This window comes from Lysobacter yangpyeongensis, from assembly GCF_042655745.1.
Lineage (GTDB): Bacteria > Pseudomonadota > Gammaproteobacteria > Xanthomonadales > Xanthomonadaceae > Agrilutibacter > Agrilutibacter yangpyeongensis.
The window spans coordinates 241,068-259,504 of sequence record NZ_JBHSNM010000003.1; the positions used below are offsets into that span (position 1 = coordinate 241,068).

An 18,437-nucleotide genomic window follows, 5' to 3' on the forward strand; every position below is an offset into this window, starting at 1 on the left:
AGTGTCCGCACGAGGGACGTGCGGACAGAGCGGCACGTTAGCCGTGGGGGCGTAGAGCTTCCATTAAGCGGTTGGCGCGTTTCGTGACGTGGATTGCACTCGGCACGCGACGGTGTGCGGGATTGCGACTATTGGCCCGCGCCGTTTGCCAGCCAGTCACGAAAGAAGTCCATGAAGCGGCGCACCTTGCCCGGCGGTTGGCGCGTGGCCGGATACACCAGATGGATGCCGCCGCTGGGCAGCGACCAGTCGCGCAGTACCTGTTGCAATGCGCCCGCGTGAAGATCCGGTGTCGCCGCGAAATCGGTGAGCACCGAAATGCCCGCGCCACCGCGCAGCAGCCCGAGCACGCCCTCGGGGGAACTCGCGCGCAGGCCCGGCCGCATGCGCACCGTGACCTGCCGGCCACCGTGCTTTTCGAATCGCCAGGTCAACGGGCTGCGCAACAACGACAGCGCGATCCAGGCGTGCGAGGCCAATTGCTCCGGCCGCCGCGGTGCGCCCGCGCGTGCGAGGTAGTCGGGCGAGGCGAGCACGAGCTGCCGGAACTCGCCGAGTTTCGTCGCACGCAACGAGGAATCGCGCAGCCAGCCGAAGCGCACCGCGAGGTCGATGCGTTCGGCGACGAGATCGAGCACGTCGTGCGTGGCGATCAGGTCGACCTGTAGTTGCGGATGTTCGCGCTGGAAGGCCGCGAGTGCGGGACCCAGCACGTTGACCGCGTAGTCGGCCGGGGCGGTGATGCGCAGGGTGCCGCTGGGATCGGTGCTGGCCTGCCCGAACTGCGCGACCGCGGATTCCAGTTGCTGCAGCAGCGGCGCGGATTCATCGAAGAGCAACCGGCCCGCTTCGGTGAGCTCGACCCGGCGCGTGGTGCGGGTGAAGAGGGCGCCGCCCAGTTCGCTTTCGAGCCGGGCGATCTGCTGGCTGAGCACGGTCTTGTTGATGTCGAGCCGTTGCGCCGCGGCGGTGAAGCCGCCGGCTTCGGCGACCGCGAGGAAGGCGCTCAGTCGGTCCAGGGAAGGAGCGCGGCGCGGGCGTTGCGATGGTTTCGGCATGATCCGGATTGTCCATGGTTATTGGACAGATATTCCAGTTTATGGCTGTTTATCGCGACAGTCCCCGGTCCGATACTGCCGCGCCACCCCAACCGAGGAACCTCTCCCATGAAGACCCTGCTTATCGGCGCCAGCGGCTATGTCGGCAGCGCCCTGCTCAAGGAACTGCTCGACCGTGGCCACCAGGTATCGGCCGTCGTCCGCGATCCCTCGCGCCTGCCGCAGCATCCGGCCCTCGATGCCATCGACGCGGACGTGTACGACGCCGCTTCGATCGCCGCGGCAGCGAACGGTCACGAAGCGGTGATCAGCGCCTTCAGCCCCGGCCTGGCCGACCCCGGGCTGTATGCGCACCACGTCGCGGGCATCGGCGCGATCATCGCCGGCGTCGCGCGCTCCACCGCCGGTCGCCTGCTCGTGGTCGGTGGCGCCGGCACGCTGGAAGTGGCGCCGGGCGTGCAGCTGGTGGATACGCCCGAATTTCCCGAACAGTGGAAAGCGACCGCACTGGCCACGCGCGAAAGCCTGCGCCTGCTTGGCCAGACGCCGTCGTTGCGCTGGACTTTCCTCGCGCCCGCGGCGCATCTCGAGCCCGGCGAGCGCACCGCTCGTTACCGCATCGGTACCGGACAGTTCCTCGTCGACGCGCAAGGCCAGAGCCGGATCAGCGTCGCCGATTACGCCAAGGCCATGATCGACGAGCTGGAACAGCCGCAGCACGAACGCCAGCTGTTCAACGTCGCCTATTGATCGCCCGGAAACCCCAGGAGCATCACCATGTCCGCCATCAATGCCTTGCCCGTCGTACGCCACCGCCATGTCGATATCGATGGCGTGCGCGTTTTCTACCGCGAAGCCGGCCCGCAGGACGCGCCGACCCTGCTGCTGCTGCACGGCTTTCCGGCTTCGTCGCACCAGTTCCGGCGCCTGATGGATGCGCTGGGCACGCGCTATCGGCTGGTCGCGCCGGACTATCCCGGTTTCGGTCACAGCGACGCGCCGCGGCCCGCGTCGGAGGGCGGCACGTTCGACTACCGCTTCGACGAGCTGGCGGAGGTGATCGCGAAATTCTGCGACGCGCTGCAACTGCAGCGCTTCTTCCTCTACATGTTCGATTTCGGCGGGCCGGTGGGCATGCGCCTGGCCGAGCGTTTTCCGCAGCGCATCGCCGGGATCGTCGTGCAGAACGCCAATGCTTACGAGGAAGGCCTCAGTCCGATGGCCCGCGCCCTGGTCGCCCTGCAGCCGGGGGAGGCGGCGGAGCGCGAACTGGGCCAGCTGCTGACGCTGGAGATGACGCGCAACCAGTACCTCGGCGGTGCGGGGGACCCGGCGCATATCGCCCCGGACGGATGGACGCTGGACCAGCATTTCCTCGATCAGCCAGGGCGCAAGCAGATGCAGCGCGATCTCGCGCTCGACTACCGCAGCAACGTCGCGCGCTACCCGGTCTGGCAGGCGTGGTTGCGCGAGCATCGCCCGCCCGCTCTGGTGCTGTGGGGGCGCAACGACGCGTTCTTTCCCGAGCCGGGTGCGCACGCCTACCGGCGCGACCTGCCCGACGCCGAGGTGCATGTCCTCGACAGCGGCCATTTCGCGCTGGAAGAGGAAGCGCCGCGCATCGCGATGCTGATCGACGATTTCATTTCCCGGGTCGGGCAGCGCTGAGCAGTCGTGTTTGTCGACGCGGTCCTGGGCAATCGCGCTTGCTATGCTGGCGCGCCCCGCATGGAAGACACGCCATGGCTGCTCCGTTCGAATTGCGCCATATCGACCACGTCGTGCTGCGCGTGGTCGACGAGGCGGCGATGATCGCGTTCTATTGCGACGTGCTCGGCTGCACGGTGGAGCGGCGGCAGGAGACGATCGGACTGGTGCAGTTGCGGGCCGGCCGATCGCTGATCGATCTGGTGCGGGTGGACGGCAAGCTGGGTGCGATGGGAGGCGCGGCGCCCGGTGTGGAAGGCCGCAACATGGACCACCTGTGCCTGCGTGTGGATCCGTTCGACCGCGAGGCGATCGCGCAGCACCTGCAGGCGCATGGCGTGCGTATCGGCGACTTCGGATCGCGCTACGGCGCGGAGGGCGAGGGACCTTCGCAGTATCTGTTCGATCCGGAAGGCAATCTGGTCGAACTGAAGGGCCCGCCGACCCGCGACTAACTGAAACCACGACACAAATGAGGCCGCGTCGGCGGCGGTGGACACACAGTTGCGACAACCGGACATCTGTCCCCGAGAGCCTGCGCCAGACGCGCTGGACACGCAGTCGCGAAAACCGCGGCTCCAGCCTCAATCACAAGCAGTACAAAGCTACCGAACCCCATGACCACCCCCGCAGGCTCCACGCTCTCCTTCCGCCGTCTCGCCCTGCTGCTCGGTGGCCTGGCCATGTTCGGGCCGTTCTCGATCGACACGATCTTCCCGGCGTTTCCCGCCATCGGCGCGCAGCTCGACGCCGACAAGATCGAGATCCAGCAGACGATCAGCGCCTACCTCGTGGCCTATGCCGTGATGAGCCTGGTGCACGGCCCGCTGTCGGATGCGATCGGACGCAAGCGGGTGATCATCGGTGGGCTGGTGGTGTTCACGTTTGCCTCGATCGGCTGTGCGCTGTCGCAGGATCTGACCACGCTGCTGGCATTCCGCGCGCTGCAGGGTCTGTCCTCTGGCGTGGGCCTGATCGTGGGCCGTGCGGTCATCCGCGACGTGCTGCATGGCGAAGCCGCGCAACGCCTGATGAGCCAGGTGTCGATGATCTTCGGTATCGCGCCGGCGATCGCGCCGATCATCGGCGGGTGGATCCTGGGCTGGAGCGCATGGTCGGTGATCTTCTGGTTCCTCGCGCTGTTTTCGGTGGTGCTGCTGGCGGTGACCTGGTTCGGGTTGCCGGAAACGCACGCGCCGGAGGCACGCCTGCCGCTGCGTCTGGGCTCGCTGACGCGCGACTACGTGGCGATCTTCGCCAACCCGCGTTTCCAGCGGCTGGCGGCGGCCAGCGCGTTCAATTTCGCGGCGCTGTGGCTGTTCATATCGTCGGCGCCGGCGTTCGTGGTCGATCACCTCGGCCTGGGCGAAAGCGACTTCGGCTGGTTCTTCGTGCCCATGATCACGGGCATGGTGAGCGGCTCCTTCGTGTCGGGCCGCTTCGCCGGCAGGATCAGCGGCGAGAAGCTGGTGCGCATCGGCTTCATCGCCAGTGCCGTGGCGATGCTGCTCAACTTCGCCTATACGCTGCTGATCGAACACCCGACGGTGCCGTGGGCGGTGATCCCGATTTCGCTCAATGCCTTCGGCATCGCGCTGGTATTTCCGATCGTGACGCTTGCCATCCTCGACATGTATCCGCGCCAGCGCGGCTCGGCATCGTCGTTGCAGGCCTTCACCAGCCTCGTCCTCAATGCATTGATCGCCGGCGTGCTGTCGCCGCTGATCAGCGCGCACGTGCCGTGGATGGTCGGCGTGTCCTCGTTGTTCCTGCTGCTCGCGTTCGGATTCTGGACCTGGGAGCGGCGCGTCTCGCGTCCGCTGCAGCCGCCGACGTGCGAGACCGAAACGGTGCCGGGCGAGACGCTGTAGGGTGGGCCCAGGCCCACCGTGCGGAATGACGGTCGCGTGAATACATCGGTGGGCCAGGGCCCACCCTACGCGTTGCGATAGGTCTCGCGCAGCAGTTCGTGGAAGTGGTGCACGGCGTTCTCGCGCAGCGGGTTGAGGCGCCCCGGCACGTACGAACCCGAGGCCATGCCGCGCTGCACGTCTTCGCAGATGCCCAGGTCCTCGAACTGGACCTCGTCGCTGAAAGACAGATCGGACAGGCGTCGCGCGGCGGCTTCTTCCGACTCGTCCAGGGTGAAGTAGAAGTCGAACTCGACGCGGCAGTGGCCGACGCCCTTGGGAATCACGCGATTGGTCTGCAGACGGCCGGGCAGGATGTTGAGCATCGTGTTCGGCCACAGCCAGTAGTAGAGCGCCTCGCTGTCGTCGCCGCCGGTGCCGTACGGGCTGGGCGTGCCGGTGCTGACCAGCGGACTGAACTGCAGCGAGTACCAGCGCGCGGTCTCGGTGACGTAGTTGCGATAGTCGAGCAGCTTGTTGAGGCCCGGGTGCACGTGCGGGACGTGGTAGCCCTCGAGGTAGTTGTCGATGTAGACCTTCCAGTTGCAGGCGACGTCGTAACCGACGCGCTTGTGGTAGCCGTAGCGTTCCAGGTGCGCATCCGGGCCGATGCGCGCGTCGATGCCGGCGACGAAATCATCGAATGCGGGCGCCTTCGCTTCGTCGACGGCGGCGAACACCAGGCCCTGCCATACGCGCACGGCGAGTTGCGGCAACTTGATCTGCGCCACGTCGAAGTCGGGCGCAGTCCCCATCTCCGGCGCCGAACGCAGCGTGCCTTCCAGCGTGTAGGTCCAGCCGTGGTAGCGGCAGCGCAGCGAGCGCGCGGCCAGGCCGTCGCATTGCGCGATCGGACCGGCGCGGTGACGGCACACGTTGTGGAAGGCACGGATCTCGCCGTCGGCGCCGCGCACCGCGAGTACCGGCAGGCCGCCGAAATCGCCGACCACGTGGTCGCCCGCGTTCTGCAGCTGGCACACGTGCGCCAGCAGCTGCCAGCCGCGATCGAAGATCAGCTGCCGGTCGACGGCCACCATCGCCGGATCGGCATAGAAGCGCGCCGGCAGCGCGGTGGCGTGGGCGAGCGGTTGCGGGGCGAGGTCGTGGGCGGTGTCGGGTCTGTTCATGCGGCGAGTATCGCGTTCCTTCCGCGCCTGCCGCCAGCGGCCGCAACTGGTTCCCGGAAAGCGCCCGGATCTGGTTCCCGACGCCACGTGCGCACAGCGCACTGTGTGTTCACCGCAAAGGGCGGATAGCGCATCGGGCCATCCCCGCAACACAGTGGACCGGAGCAACGCCTTGGCCCGGCCGCCGTCCACCCTCAGACCACACGGAAATCCCATCGGAGCGAACGATGATCGACCTGTACTACTGGGGCACGCCCAACGGCCTCAAGCTCAAGCTGTTCATGGAGGAAAGCGGTCTGCCGCACCGGATCGTTCCGGTCGATATCGGCAAGGGCGAGCAGTTCGCGCCCGCGTACCTGCGCATTTCGCCGAACAACAAGATCCCGGCGCTGGTCGACCATGATCCCGCGGGCGGAGGCGCGCCGGTTTCGCTGTTCGAATCCGGCGCGATGCTGCTGTATCTCGCCGAGAAGACCGGGCGGTTCATTCCGTCGGACCTGCATGGTCGCGCCGAGGTCCTGCAGTGGCTGTTCTGGCAGGTGGGCGGCCTGGGACCCATGGCCGGGCAGAACGGACACTTCGCGGTGTATGCGCCGGAGAAGGTGCCGTATGCGATCGAGCGCTACGTGAAGGAAACCAATCGCCTGTACGGCGTGCTCGACAAGCGCCTGGCCGATCGCGAATTCGTTGCGGGCGACGAATATTCGATCGCGGACATGGCGATCTATCCCTGGATCGTGCCTTACGTGCCGCACGGGCAGGACCTGGACGATTTCCCGAATCTCAGGCGCTGGTTCGAAGCGATCAAGGCGCGGCCGGCGACGGTGCGGGCGTATGAAGGCGTGGCGCCGCCGTATCAGGGGCGGAGCAATATTTCCGAGGAAGAGCGCCGCATCCTGTTCGGACAGACGGCGGCGGCGGTGCGGTAAGGCGTCGTGCGGCTTCGATGGTTCGTGTCCGTTACTTTCGACGGTAGCGCCTCCATCCGACACGCCGCCTCAGCACCTCTTCTCCCCGCTGCGGGGAGAAGATGCCCGCAGGGCAGATGAGGGGAGGCGAGCGCAGCGAGCTGTTTTTGATTTTTCTTCAAGCAGCAGCCAAAAGCCGCTCGCTGCGAACTACGTAGCTTTCACTCCTCTTCTCCCTGCTTGCGGGGAGAAGATGGCGCGCAGCGCCGGATGAGGGGGCGAGCGCAGCGAGCTGCTTTTGATTTTTCTTCAGGCAAGAGCAACAGCCAAAGCAGCTCGCTGCGCTCGCTCCGCCTCACCCGCCCTTCCCTCAGCCACTGCCGCCGCTTCGACCCTCTCCCCGCAAGCGGCGAGAGGGGAAATGCTCTGGGCATCCTACGTCGCTTTCACTCCTCTTCTCCCCGCTTGCGGGGAGAAGGTGGCGCGCAGCGCCGGATGAGGGGGCGAGCGCAGCGAGCTGCTTTTGATTTTTCTTCAAGCAAGAGCAACAGCCAAAGCAGCTCGCTGCGCTCGTTCCCCCTCACCCGCCCTTCCCGCAGCGGCTGACGCCGCTTCGACCCTCTCCCCGCAAGCGGGGAGAGGGGAAATGCTCTGGCATCACGGAGTTGGAAAATGCTCTCCGCATTGCGGCGGAGAGAGCATGGGTATTGCCGCCCCAGCGGCGAGCCAAAAAACAAGAAAGCCGGCATTGCCGGCTTTCTTGTAACGGAACAAGGCAACGAATCAACCCGCCGCCTTCTTCTCCTCACCCGGTGCCGCCTTCGCCGCAGCCGCATTCCAGCCGCAGGTCTTGCCTTCGTTCTGTTCCTTCAGCCAGGCCTGCAGCGGCGAGAAGTATTCCAGGATCGCGGACGCATCCATCTTCTCGCTCCCGGTCAGTTCCTTCAGCGTCTGCTGCCAGGTCTGGCTGGCGCCCTTGCTCAGCATCGCCTGGTACTTCGCGCCGGCGGCCTTGTTGCCGTAGAAGCTGCATTCGTGCAGCGGGCCCTTGTAGCCGGAGGCGTCGCACAGCGCCTTGTAGAACTGGAACTGCAGCACGTGCGAGAGGAAGTAGCGCGTGTACGGCGTGTTGCCCGGCACGTGGTACTTCGCGCCCGGATCGAAGAAGTCCTCGCCGCGCGCCGTCACCGGGGCCACGCCCTGGTACTTGGCCTTCAGGTCCCACCAGGCCTGGTTGTAGTGGTCCGGCTTGATCGAGCCGTCGAACACGCCCCAGCGCCAGCGGTCGATCATCAGGCCGAACGGCAGGAACGACACCTTCGCCAGTGCCATGCGCATCTGCGCGTTGATCAGGCCCTCGTTGCTCGGCGTCTGCGCGCCGACCAGGCCGATCGACTGCAGGTAGGCCGGCGTCATCGACAGCACGATGGTGTCGCCGATGGCTTCGTGGAAGCCGTCGTGCGCGCCCTGCTGGAAGATCGGCGGCAGGTCGTTGTAGGCCATGTAGTAATAGACGTGGCCGAGCTCGTGGTAGATCGTCGTGAAATCTTCCTCGTTCGGCTTGATGCACATCTTCGTGCGCACGTCGCCCTGCATGTCGATGTCCCACGCGCTGGCGTGGCAGACGACGTCGCGGTCGCGCGGCTTGATGAACTGGGTCTTGGTCCAGTAGCTCTCCGGCAGCTTGGGCATGCCCAGCGACGTGTAGAAGTCCTGCGCGCGTTCGGTCATCTCCCTGGCTTCGGCCAGGTCGGCGTCGCGGGCGATGTCGGCACGCTCGTCGTAGGTGGGCTCGTGGTCGAGCGCGCGCAGCAGCGCGGCTTCCTTGGCGTCGCGGGCCTGCTTGAGCGTGCCGCTGATGTCGAGGCTGCCGGCCTGCGCATCGCTGTACGGCCGCAGGATGGGCCACAGGTTGCCCCAGTCCTGCTGCCACATGTTGCCCAGCAGGTGCGCGGGCAGCATGCCGCCCTCGACATGGCCCTTGTCGCCGTACTTCTTCTCCAGCTGCGTGCGGGTGTAGCAGTGCAGCTGTTCGTACAGCGGCTTGACCTGCAGCCACAGGCGATCGGTTTCGGCGGCGATTTCCGCCGGCGTCATGTCGTAGCCCGAACGCCACAGCTCGCCGGTATCGGCGAAGCCCATGTCCTTCGCGCCGGTGTTCACCAGTTCGACGAAGCGCGTGTAGTCCTTGCGCATCGGCTGCGAGATCGTGTGCCAGCCCTGCCAGGCGTCGAGCTGCTCGTCGTAGGTGGCGGCGGGATCGCGCAGCGCGTCCTCGAGTTCGCCGAGCTGGCGGCACTTGCGTGCGCTGCCTTCGCCCTTGCAGTACTCGCCCGAACCGTACATGCCTTCCATGCGGGTGGCGATGCCGGTGAGTTCTTCCAGCTTCTTCGCATCCTTCGGCGGCGGCATCGCCACCGACAGCTTCAGCAGCTTGATCGCGCGCGCGGTCTCGGGCGACATCTTCTGGCCCTCGAACTTGCGCGACTCGTCGATCCACTTGTTGAGCTGCGACAGGAAGCGCTCGTTCGCCTTCGCCGTGAGCATCTCGGTGTCGCCGTTGATGTACGTCGACGACGTCCACTGAGCGGCGTTGAGCTCCGGATAGATCTTGCGCATTTCCTCGTTGACGCGCGCGACGAACTGGTCGGCGGTCTCGCCCTCCGGCGCCTTCGCCGCATCCGCGGGGGCCTGTTCCTTCTTGCAGGCCGACAAGGTAAGGCCCGCGGCTACGGCGAGCGCGAGCAGGGCATGACGGTGGTTCACGGCGAATCCTCTGCGGGCGCCCGGGTGGGCGCGGAGAACCGCGAGGCTAGTAGGGGCGGGCAGGGGGCTGCAAGTGATGCCGGTCGCGACCCCGCGATCGGCAAGGTCTCACGCCCGCGAGGCGGGTCAGGCGGCGATGCGGACCAGGCGGCCGTGCGGCGCGTCGATCAACCCGTGTGCGGACAGCCACTGCCAGGCGGCCTCGGCATCGTGTTCGAAGTAGGCGCGGGCCGAACCCAGGCGAAAGGTGTAGCCCCACTCGTCCATGTCGGCGAGCACGCGATCGCGACCCACGCCGGGCAGTTCGTCGCCCAGCAACGCCTGCAGCACGCACACGGCGTCTTCTTCCTCGACCGAATCGGTGGCGTCGGTGTGCACCTGCGCGCGACGGTCGGGCGGCAGCACGATCAGGTGTGCGGCCTCGTGCAGTAGCGAATGCACGGGCGTGTCCTGCCGCGCGTAAACCGTGGATCCGATCAGGCCGGCTTCGCATTCGCCCCAGTAGCTGCCGGGGATGGCTTCGCCATCGGCTACAGGCTGGAACTGCAGGCCGTAGCGGGCGAGCAGGGAAACGACGTCGGGGATGGAGATGTCGGCGAGGGTGAGCATGGTGGCGGCGCGTCGTGCCGGCTTGTCCGTCGTCCCGGCTTTTGCTCGTCATCCCGGCGAAAGCCGGGATCCATTTTGCTGTTGTCGTTGCTTTGTGGTTCGACAACAACGGCAAGAGCAAAGGTCAAAATGGATCCCGGCTTGCGCCGGGATGACGAACGGGATACGGCTCGCGCCGGGATGACGGCGGGAATCGGATTGCGGCAGGCCGACAACAGGAATCGGTTTGCACCGGGATGACGACGGCAATCGGCGTGCGCCGCAAGTACGGCATAAAACGCTTCGTCAGGACGACGCAGGCGAATCACGCCTGCGCCGGCTGCTCCGGCAGTGCCACGGAAATATCCAGCACCTTGTTGTCGCCTTCGCCGATCAGGTCGACCTTCACCGCTTCGTCGTCGACCTTGACGTACTTGCGGATCACTTCCAGCAGTTCGCGCTGCAGCATCGGCAGGTAATCCGGGCTGCTGCCGCGGCCGCTGCGTTCGTGGGCGACGATGATGCGGAGCCGGTCTTTCGCAATCGAGGCGGTGGGCTTCTTCGCGATCAGGAAATCGAACAAACCCATCTCAACCTCCGAAGATCTTGCTGAAGAATCCCTTCTTTTCCACCTGGGTGAAACGCATCGGGCGATCCTCGCCGAGCAGTCGGGAAACCGCGTCGTCGTAGGCCTGCGCGGCGTCGGATTCGGCTTCGAGGATGACGGGCTCGCCCTTGTTCGAGGCATTGAGCACGTCGCCGGATTCGGGAATGACGCCGATGGTCTTGAGGCCGAGGATCTCCTCCACGTCGCCGACGCTCAGCATCTCGCCGGTTTCCACGCGCTTGGGGCTGTAGCGGGTCAGCAGCAGATGCTCCTTGACGCGCTCGCCGTTCTCGGCGCGGCGCGTCTTGGACGACAGCAGGCCCAGGATGCGGTCGGAGTCGCGCACCGAGGAGACTTCCGGATTGACCACGACCACCGCCTGGTCGGCGAAGTACATGGCCAGGAACGCGCCCTTCTCGATGCCGGCGGGCGAGTCGCACACGATGTAGTCGAAGCCGTCGTCGGACAGGTCCTTGAGCACCTTCTCCACGCCTTCCTTGGTCAGCGCGTCCTTGTCGCGGGTCTGCGAGGCGGCGAGCACGAAGAGGTTGTCGAAGCGCTTGTCCTTGATCAGTGCCTGCTTGAGCGAGGCTTCGCCGCTGATGACGTTGACGAAGTCGTACACCACGCGACGTTCGCAACCCATGATCAGGTCGAGATTGCGCAGGCCGACGTCGAAGTCGATGACGGCGACCTTGTGGCCGCGGCGGGCGAGTCCGCAGGCGACGCTGGCGCTGGTGGTGGTCTTGCCCACGCCGCCCTTGCCCGAGGTGACTACGATGATTTCTGCCAAGTTGTCTCTCCCAGTCCTGTTCTCGACGGCGGGCTCGTCGCTGGATCCGCCGTTCTTCTTGTAATGGCGGGCATGGCCCGCGTCTTGTCGTAGCACTATTTACAGCAAAAACGCCGGGCAAGCCCGGCGTCCGGCGGATCGTCGATCAGTCGAGCGCGGCGATCTTCAATTCCTCGCCTTCCAGCCAGATCTGCACGGCCTTGCCGCGCAGTTCCCTGGGGATGTCTTCCAGCACCTTGTAGTGGCCGGCGATGGCGACGAGTTCGGCGTGGAATTCGCGGCAGAAGATGCGTGCCTGGCTCCAGCCCTGCGCGCCGGCGAGGGCGCGACCGCGCAGGGGGCCGTAGATGTGGATCGAGCCGTCGGCCATCACTTCGGCACCGGCGCCGATGTTCGCCAGCACGCTCAGATCGCGGTTGGCGGCGTAAACCTGCTGGCCCGAGCGCACTGGCGTGGAATGGATCAGCCCGGGGGCCGTCGGCGCCTGCTGCGCGGGCGCGGGGTCGGGTTTGGCCGCTTCCGCCCGGGCGCGTGCCGGCGGGGGCGGGGCGGGCGTCGGTTCGGTTTCGCCGTCGCGTTCGTACGAGGCGCGGAATTTCGCCAGCAACGGCAGGCCCAGCTGCTCGGACAGGCGCTCGATTTCGCTGGTGCCGTAGGCGAGCGCCACCGGCAGCACGCCGGCCTCGCGCAGGCCGTCGATGAGCTGGCGTGCGGTGTCGACGTCGGGCGTCCGGGTCAGGCCGCCGAAGTCGATCACCACCGCCGCGCGCGCGAACAGCTTGGGCGCGCGCTGCACGCGGCCGCGCATTTCCTCGACCAGACGCGGAACGTCCAGGGCGCGGATGCGCAGATTGGCGATGCCCACCTGGCCGATCTTGAGATCGCCGGCCAGCTCGTAGTCGACCGCCACGCTCACGGGCAGGTTCCCGTCGCGCGCGGCGCCACCTGCGCCGCGGAAGTGCGCGGGCGGCTCAGCCACGGCACGTTGGGCAATGCGTCGCCGTAGGTCTCGTGCACCCAGGCGTAGCTGCACAACGGCTTCATGAGCATCGCGGCGCGCACGCCGGTTTCCTGCATCACGTGCTGGCCGACCTCGCGGAAGCCGAAGCTGCCATGGAACAGCAGCACCGGGTCGTTGGTGCCGTCGAGGAAGACCTCGCAGGCCATGTGCGGATAGCGCAGTTCGGCATAGCTCTGCGCGTCGGCATAGAACGCGCGGCCCACGCCACCGCCGCGTCGGCGGCTCGCCACCACGATGCGGTCGATGTAGAAGAAATCCGGGTAGCGCTCGCGGAACCAGCGGAAGTTGCTGCTGTCGTGCCGCGAGCCCGAACCCATGCCGATCAGGAAACCCGCCAGCGTCCCGTCGCGCTCGGCGACGCGGAAGTACTCGGCGTGATCGAAGAAGTAGCGCAGTCGGGTCGCGTCCAGCGGCAGGATGGCGGGTCCGGCGGCGTTGTTGAGAGCGAGGACGGAATCCAGCTCGTGCTCACGCACGTCGCGGACAACGATCGACATTTCGTCGTGACTCCATGGTTCTGGCCATCGGCGGCCCTGGTGCCGATGGCCCGGCGATTATCGCACGGCCGACAGGGGCAGCGAAGCCGCATGCTTCTGCCTGTGCCAACGCAGTTCCCTGAAGTTGGCGGCCGATCCGGCCCCCTTGCATGACTTTCGGACGGCTCCCCTACAGGGGCGAATGGTTAGCATGGGTTCATGCTTTCCCGACTCAACCACTCGCGGCTGCTCCGTTACGCCGGTCTGTTCACCTGGGGCGCGGTGGGACTGTGGCTGTTGAACGTGTGGCTCGACCCGGCCTTCGTTCCACCCGAGCCGGGCGAGGTGCTGAGCCTGCGCATCCTGCGCTGGCTGGCGGTGTACCTGGTGTTCGGCGTGGTGTTCTGGTGGATCACGCGTTCGCTCGGCCAGCGCCGCCCCGGATTTGCCGATCACGCGCTGCTGCTGGTCCTGACCGCGTGTGCGATCGGCGTGAGTTATTTCTCCGGCACGGGGCTGGGCAGCATCCTGCTGATGGTGCTGGCCGGTCTGCTGCCCTGGCTGCTGCGGTTGCCGGTGGGCGTGGCCTGGCTGATCGCCAGCAATCTCGCGACGGTCCCGGTGTTCGTCAATGCGCTCGACTTCCCGCCCATGATCGGGGTGCTGCAGTCGCTGCTGTATCTGGGGTTCTCGAGTTTCGTCTTCGTCACCGCGCTCGTCGCGCGGCAGCAGGCCGAGGCGCGCGAGGAGCAGCGTCGCCTCAACGCCGAACTGCGCGCCACCCGCGCGTTGCTGGGCGAGAGCGTGCGCGTCAACGAACGCACCCGCATCTCGCGCGAACTGCACGACCTGCTTGGTCACCACCTGACCGCGCTGAGCCTCAACCTCGAAGTCGCCGGCCACCTCGCGCCCGAAGGCCGCGCCCGCGAGCACGTGCAGCAGGCGCACACCCTCGCCAAGCTGCTGCTCACCGACGTGCGCGAAGCCGTCAGCCAGCTGCGCGAGGGCGGCGCGATCGACCTCGCCGCCGCGCTGCAACCGCTGTCGGAAAACGTGCCTTCGCTCGACATCCACATGGACATCGAGACACCGCTGACCCTGGACGATCCCGAACGCGCCCACGTGCTGCTGCGCTGCACGCAGGAAATCATCACCAATACGGTGCGGCACGCCAACGCGCACAACCTGTGGATTCATGCGCGGCGCGAGGGTGGCAACATCGTCGTGGATGCGCGCGACGACGGTCGCGGCGCCGATGCACTGGTGGCGGGCAATGGCCTGCGCGGCATGCGCGAGCGCCTGCTCCAGCACGGCGGCGACCTGCGTATCGAAACCCAATCCCGGCCTCACCCCGAGGCGGGATTCCGCCTGCGGCTGACGCTGCCGGCCTCGGCCACGTTGGCCGCAAGCGAAGGAGCGATTGCATGAGTGAAAAGAGCATCCGTGTGCTGCTGGTGGACGACCAGACCCTGGTGCGCCAGGGCGTGCGTTCACTGCTGGCCCTGGCCGAAGGCATCGACGTGGTCGCCGAAGCCAGCGACGGCAAGCAGGCGGTGGAGATGATTCCGCAGGTCCGGCCCGATGTAGTGCTGATGGACATGCGCATGCCGGTGATGTCGGGCCTGGAAGCGCTGCAGGCGCTGGCACGCACGAATTCGCTGCCGCCCACCATCATCCTGACCACCTTCGACGACGACCAGCTGGTACTGGCCGGCCTGAAGGCGGGCGCGAAGGGCTACCTGCTCAAGGACGTCTCGCTGGAACAGCTGGTCGGCGCGATCCAGACCGTGGCCGAGGGTGGTTCGCTGGTCCAGCCGGCGATGACCCAGCGCCTGCTGTCGGGCCTGGAGCACATGCGCAACGACTTCGTCAGCCTGGATCGTCCCGATCCACTGACCGAGCGCGAGACCGAGATCCTGCGGCTGATGGCAGGCGGCTTCTCCAACAAGGAAATCGCCAACTCCCTGGGCGTCGCCGAGGGCACGATCAAGAACCACGTTTCGAACATCCTGAGCAAGCTGGGCGTGCGCGACCGCACGCGCGCGGTGCTCAAGGCCTTCGAGTTGCAGCTGGTCTGACGGCTGCGGCACCCGCGCGGCGAGGTGGCGTCGCGCGTCGCGCCCACGGGGAACGGGTCTTGGGGCCGGTGTCTGGAGGGGTGTTCGCTGCCTCCGTTCGCACTCCCCTCGGCCAGACAAACCCCGCGGACCGGGGCACCTTTGCCGATCCCGTGGGTGACCGCCACGCCGGGCCTTGATCGACTTTGCGTTTTCGTGGCGCCGTACGGCTCCGGACGTGCCGCAACGGCCCTTCTGCCCGCGCCAAGCTGCCTTGCGGCCGCTGGCTGGGGTACGATTGCCGACTTGCGCCCCGGCCGATTGCCGAGACCGGGCCCTGGAGAACCCTGAATGACCCGTCTGCTCGAGATCCTGATTTCCCTGGCGATCGTCGCCGTGCTGTTCACCGTCGTCGGCTTCATCCTGCCGTCGAGTCGTCATCTGGAAAACTCGGTTGAGACCAACCGCAAGATGCCGATCGTGTTCGATACCTTGAACAGCGTGCGTCGCTTCAAGGACTGGAACCCGGCCGTCGCCGGCGATCCGAAGATCAAGATCACCCTCTCCGGTCCGGAGTCGGGCGTCGGCGCCAGGGTCAGCTGGGATTCCGAAGAAAAGGCACTCGGTCAGGGCAGCTGGACGATCAGCAAGAGCGAGCCGGGCAAGCTGGTCGCGTATGACATCGAAGACATCGACCGCGGCCACAACAAGCGTTCGGAATTCACCTTCACCCCGACCGGCAAGGGCGGTCGCAACCTCCAGATCACGCAGACCTACGACGTCGACTACGGCATGAACTTGCTGGGTCGCTACTCGGGCCTGTACGTCACCAGCAACGTCGGCGAGAAGATGAAGCTCGGCCTGGCCAGCCTCAGCAACATGCTGGCGACGATCCCGAACCTCGACTACACCGTGCTGGGCAAGGACGATCCGGCCATGGCGCCGAAGCTGGTCGACCGTCCGGGCGAGAACCTGCTGGTGCTCAGCGCTGCGGTTCCGCTGAACCAGGTGACGATCCAGAACCAGATGAAGACCAACATCGAGTGGATCAAGAAGAACATCGCCGCCAACGGCCTCGAGCCCGTCGGCCCGGTGCGCATCATCACCAACGAATACGGCAGCCAGATCTACTCGTTCGACGTCGCCCAGCAGGTCCGCAAGGCCGACGCCGACCCGACCGTCAAGCTGGAAGGCCTGAAGCTCGCCAACAGCGTCGAACTGCTCTACAACCCGCCGAGCAGGACCGCGCAGGTCGCGTTCAAGGGCCACATGTCCAACCTGCAGAACGTGCGCGACGCCCTGCGCGCCTGGGCCATGACCCGCGGCTACGAAACGACCGAGCGTCCGTACGAAATCTGGAAGAACGGCATCGATGCCGGTTTCGCGCCGGGCCAGGAAGGCGAGTACGACGTGGTGTGGGCGGTCAAGTAAGCGACGCCGGCTGCCGAACGCAGCGACACCTGCAAACGCCGCGCATTGCGCGGCGTTTTGCTTTTCGGGGGAGGGCTGGCGCCTGTCGTGGCGGCGGGACTACAAAGCCCGCCCGCGGCGTTCTATCGTGCGCCCCATGTATACCCCCGACCAACTGGCCCGACGCCTACGCGTGCTGGCCGCCTCCGGCGCCGCGCTCGCGGCGATATCCGTCGCGCTGGCGGCGTACGCGGCGCATGCCGTCGCCGGCCCTGCGCAGACGTCGCTGTACACCGCGGCGATCTTCGCCTTCGGCCACGGGGTCGCCCTCGCGGCGCTCGCACCGCCCGCGCGGCTGCGCATCCAGTTCTTCACCCTGTCCGGCCTGCTGCTGGGCACGCTGCTGTTTTCCGGCGGCATCGTGGTGCGCTACCTGCTCGATCGGTCCCTCGGGCTGGCGCCGTTCGGCGGCGGCCTGCTGATCGTGTCCTGGCTGCTCTACGCCGTCGCATCCCTGAGGCGCTGACGATGCCGCGACACAGCCGCGGCTTCGATACGCAGGCCGCCTTCGATCACCTCTCGCGGCGCGACCGCAAACTCGGCGCCTGGATGAAGAAGCTGGGCCCGATCGAGCGCGATCCGCGCTGGCGCAAGCCGTTCGATCCGGTCGATGCGCTCGCGCGCGCGATCCTCTACCAGCAGCTCAGTGGCAAGGCCGCGGCCACGATCGTCGGGCGCGTGGAGACCGCGATCGGCAGCAACCGCTTCCACTGCGACACGCTGGCGAAGATCGACGATGCTGGCCTGCGCGCCTGCGGCGTCTCCGGCAACAAGACGCTCGCCCTGCGCGATCTCGCCGCGCGCGAGGCCCGCGGCGAGATCCCCGACCTGCGCCGCATGAGCACGATGGACAACGACGCGATCATCGCGTCGCTAACCCACATCCGCGGCATCGGTCGCTGGACGGTGGAGATGATGCTGATGTTCCGCCTCGGCCGTCCCGACGTGTTGCCGGTCGACGACCTGGGTGTGCGCAAGGGTGCGCAGCTGGTCGACAAGCTCGACGAGATGCTCAAGCCGAAGGAGCTGCTGGAACGCGGCGAGCGCTGGGGGCCGTACCGGACCTACGCGAGCCTGTATCTGTGGCGGATCGCGGATACGGGCGTGAAGGCGAAGGAGCCGACGAAGCGGTCGCAGGAGTAGGGGGTGGCGGCTCGCTTGGGGGCTTCCCCGGGTGCGCTGCGCTTACCCGGGGCTACTTTGTCTTGCTTCGTTCGACGCAGTGGTTGCCACTCTGGCGCTAAGACACTGGCTCCGGATCGTCCTGGCATCCATGGCCAGCGCAGCAAGTAGCCCGGGTAAGCGCAGCCCACCCGGGGCATCCGCGTACGACTTAGCGAACCGCGCGGCAGCCGATGCCGATAGGGCATCGGCTCTGCTTCTTTCGACAAAGTGGTTGCCATCCTTGGCGGTACGACATCGGCTTCGGATCGTCCCGCCTGGCCATCCATGGCCGGGCGCAGGGCACCGTAGCCGATGCCGATAGGGCTCTGCTTCGTTAGAAGAAGCGGTTGCCATCCCTGGCGCGACGATATCGGCTTCGGATCGTCCGGCCTGGCCATCCATGGCCACGCGCTTGGCGCGGTAGCCGATGCCGATAGGGCATCGGCTCTGCTTCTTTCGACGAAGTGGTTGCCATCCTTGGCGGTACGACATCGGCTTCGGATCGTCCGGCCCGGCCATCCATGGCCGGGCGCAGGGCACGGCAGCAGATGCCGATAGGGCTCTGCTTCGTTAGAAGAAGCGGTTGCCATCCCTGGCGCGACGATATCGGCTTCGGATCGTCCGGCCTGGCCATCCATGGCCACGCGCTTGACGCGGCAGCCGATGCCGATAGGACATCGGCTCGGTTTCGTTCGACGAAGTGGTTGCCATCCCTGGCGCGACGATATCGGCTTCGGATCGTCCGGCCCGGCCATCCATGGCCGGGCGCAGGGCACGGCAGCAGA

Annotated in this window: 18 protein-coding genes; 10 read left to right on the forward strand and 8 right to left on the reverse strand. The window is 66.7% G+C overall.

Features of this window, described 5'->3' with window-relative positions:
- Positions 1 to 128: 128 nt before the first annotated feature.
- Positions 129 to 1,058, reverse strand: coding sequence for a LysR family transcriptional regulator (locus tag ACFPN1_RS11485; RefSeq protein ID WP_386755127.1), 930 nt, complete (start codon positions 1,056 to 1,058; stop codon positions 129 to 131).
- Positions 1,059 to 1,166: 108 nt separating this feature from the next.
- Here ACFPN1_RS11485 and ACFPN1_RS11490 point away from each other — a divergent pair, with 108 nt between their 5' ends.
- The 4 genes from ACFPN1_RS11490 to ACFPN1_RS11505 all read left to right on the forward strand — a co-directional run bounded on the left by ACFPN1_RS11490 (position 1,167) and on the right by ACFPN1_RS11505 (position 4,636).
- Positions 1,167 to 1,808: an NAD(P)-dependent oxidoreductase gene (locus ACFPN1_RS11490; RefSeq protein WP_386755128.1), complete on the forward strand. Its 642-nt coding sequence runs from the start codon at positions 1,167 to 1,169 to the stop codon at positions 1,806 to 1,808.
- 27 nt (positions 1,809 to 1,835) lie between these two features.
- Positions 1,836 to 2,726: an alpha/beta fold hydrolase gene (locus ACFPN1_RS11495; RefSeq protein WP_386755129.1), complete on the forward strand. Its 891-nt coding sequence runs from the start codon at positions 1,836 to 1,838 to the stop codon at positions 2,724 to 2,726.
- Between the two features lie 74 nt (positions 2,727 to 2,800).
- Positions 2,801 to 3,220 (forward strand): VOC family protein, encoded by a 420-nt coding sequence (locus ACFPN1_RS11500; protein WP_386755130.1) that lies wholly within the window; start codon positions 2,801 to 2,803, stop codon positions 3,218 to 3,220.
- 162 nt (positions 3,221 to 3,382) lie between these two features.
- Positions 3,383 to 4,636, forward strand: coding sequence for a multidrug effflux MFS transporter (locus tag ACFPN1_RS11505; RefSeq protein ID WP_386755131.1), 1,254 nt, complete (start codon positions 3,383 to 3,385; stop codon positions 4,634 to 4,636).
- A gap of 65 nt (positions 4,637 to 4,701) precedes the next feature.
- Here ACFPN1_RS11505 and ACFPN1_RS11510 read toward each other — a convergent pair whose 3' ends face one another.
- Entirely contained in the window at positions 4,702 to 5,802 is a 1,101-nt protein-coding gene (locus ACFPN1_RS11510; RefSeq protein ID WP_386755132.1) for an aromatic ring-hydroxylating oxygenase subunit alpha, read from the reverse strand.
- Positions 5,803 to 6,029: 227 nt separating this feature from the next.
- On the opposite strand from ACFPN1_RS11510, the gene ACFPN1_RS11515 reads away from it, so the two are divergent.
- Positions 6,030 to 6,731 carry a glutathione binding-like protein gene (locus tag ACFPN1_RS11515; protein WP_386755134.1) on the forward strand — a complete coding sequence of 234 codons (702 nt, stop codon included), beginning with the start codon at positions 6,030 to 6,032 and terminating at the stop codon, positions 6,729 to 6,731.
- A 762-nt stretch (positions 6,732 to 7,493) separates the two neighbouring features.
- Here ACFPN1_RS11515 and ACFPN1_RS11520 read toward each other — a convergent pair.
- The 6 genes from ACFPN1_RS11520 to ACFPN1_RS11545 all read right to left on the reverse strand — a co-directional run bounded on the left by ACFPN1_RS11520 (position 7,494) and on the right by ACFPN1_RS11545 (position 12,982).
- Positions 7,494 to 9,476, reverse strand: coding sequence for a M2 family metallopeptidase (locus ACFPN1_RS11520; RefSeq protein WP_386755135.1), 1,983 nt, complete (start codon positions 9,474 to 9,476; stop codon positions 7,494 to 7,496).
- A 126-nt stretch (positions 9,477 to 9,602) separates the two neighbouring features.
- On the reverse strand, positions 9,603 to 10,085 hold the full coding sequence (locus ACFPN1_RS11525; RefSeq protein WP_386755137.1) for a hypothetical protein: 483 nt from the start codon (positions 10,083 to 10,085) through the stop codon (positions 9,603 to 9,605).
- Positions 10,086 to 10,389: 304 nt separating this feature from the next.
- Positions 10,390 to 10,653, reverse strand: coding sequence for a cell division topological specificity factor MinE (gene minE, locus ACFPN1_RS11530; protein WP_386755138.1), 264 nt, complete (start codon positions 10,651 to 10,653; stop codon positions 10,390 to 10,392).
- A 1-nt stretch (position 10,654) separates the two neighbouring features.
- Complete coding sequence (gene minD / locus ACFPN1_RS11535; protein ID WP_386755139.1) at positions 10,655 to 11,464, reverse strand: septum site-determining protein MinD; 810 nt, start codon at positions 11,462 to 11,464, stop codon at positions 10,655 to 10,657.
- Between the two features lie 145 nt (positions 11,465 to 11,609).
- Complete coding sequence (gene minC / locus ACFPN1_RS11540; protein WP_386755140.1) at positions 11,610 to 12,380, reverse strand: septum site-determining protein MinC; 771 nt, start codon at positions 12,378 to 12,380, stop codon at positions 11,610 to 11,612.
- Positions 12,377 to 12,982 (reverse strand): GNAT family N-acetyltransferase, encoded by a 606-nt coding sequence (locus ACFPN1_RS11545; protein ID WP_386755141.1) that lies wholly within the window; start codon positions 12,980 to 12,982, stop codon positions 12,377 to 12,379. The genes minC and ACFPN1_RS11545 overlap by 4 nt, the downstream gene beginning before the upstream one ends.
- Positions 12,983 to 13,180: 198 nt before the next feature.
- Here ACFPN1_RS11545 and ACFPN1_RS11550 point away from each other — a divergent pair, with 198 nt between their 5' ends.
- The 5 genes from ACFPN1_RS11550 (at position 13,181) to ACFPN1_RS11570 (ending at position 17,631) form a co-directional block, all read left to right on the forward strand.
- Entirely contained in the window at positions 13,181 to 14,389 is a 1,209-nt protein-coding gene (locus ACFPN1_RS11550) for a histidine kinase (protein WP_386755143.1), read from the forward strand.
- Complete coding sequence (locus ACFPN1_RS11555; protein WP_386755144.1) at positions 14,386 to 15,039, forward strand: response regulator; 654 nt, start codon at positions 14,386 to 14,388, stop codon at positions 15,037 to 15,039. The genes ACFPN1_RS11550 and ACFPN1_RS11555 overlap by 4 nt, the downstream gene beginning before the upstream one ends.
- Positions 15,040 to 15,369: 330 nt before the next feature.
- Positions 15,370 to 16,449, forward strand: coding sequence for a polyketide cyclase (locus tag ACFPN1_RS11560; RefSeq protein WP_386755145.1), 1,080 nt, complete (start codon positions 15,370 to 15,372; stop codon positions 16,447 to 16,449).
- A 136-nt stretch (positions 16,450 to 16,585) separates the two neighbouring features.
- The gene (locus ACFPN1_RS11565) at positions 16,586 to 16,954 is read left to right on the forward strand and encodes a DUF423 domain-containing protein (RefSeq protein ID WP_386755146.1); all 369 of its coding nucleotides are present in this window, start codon (positions 16,586 to 16,588) and stop codon (positions 16,952 to 16,954) included.
- A 2-nt stretch (positions 16,955 to 16,956) separates the two neighbouring features.
- Positions 16,957 to 17,631, forward strand: a complete 675-nt coding sequence (locus ACFPN1_RS11570) for a DNA-3-methyladenine glycosylase family protein (protein WP_386755147.1) — start codon at positions 16,957 to 16,959, stop codon at positions 17,629 to 17,631.
- Positions 17,632 to 18,437: the final 806 nt, after the last annotated feature.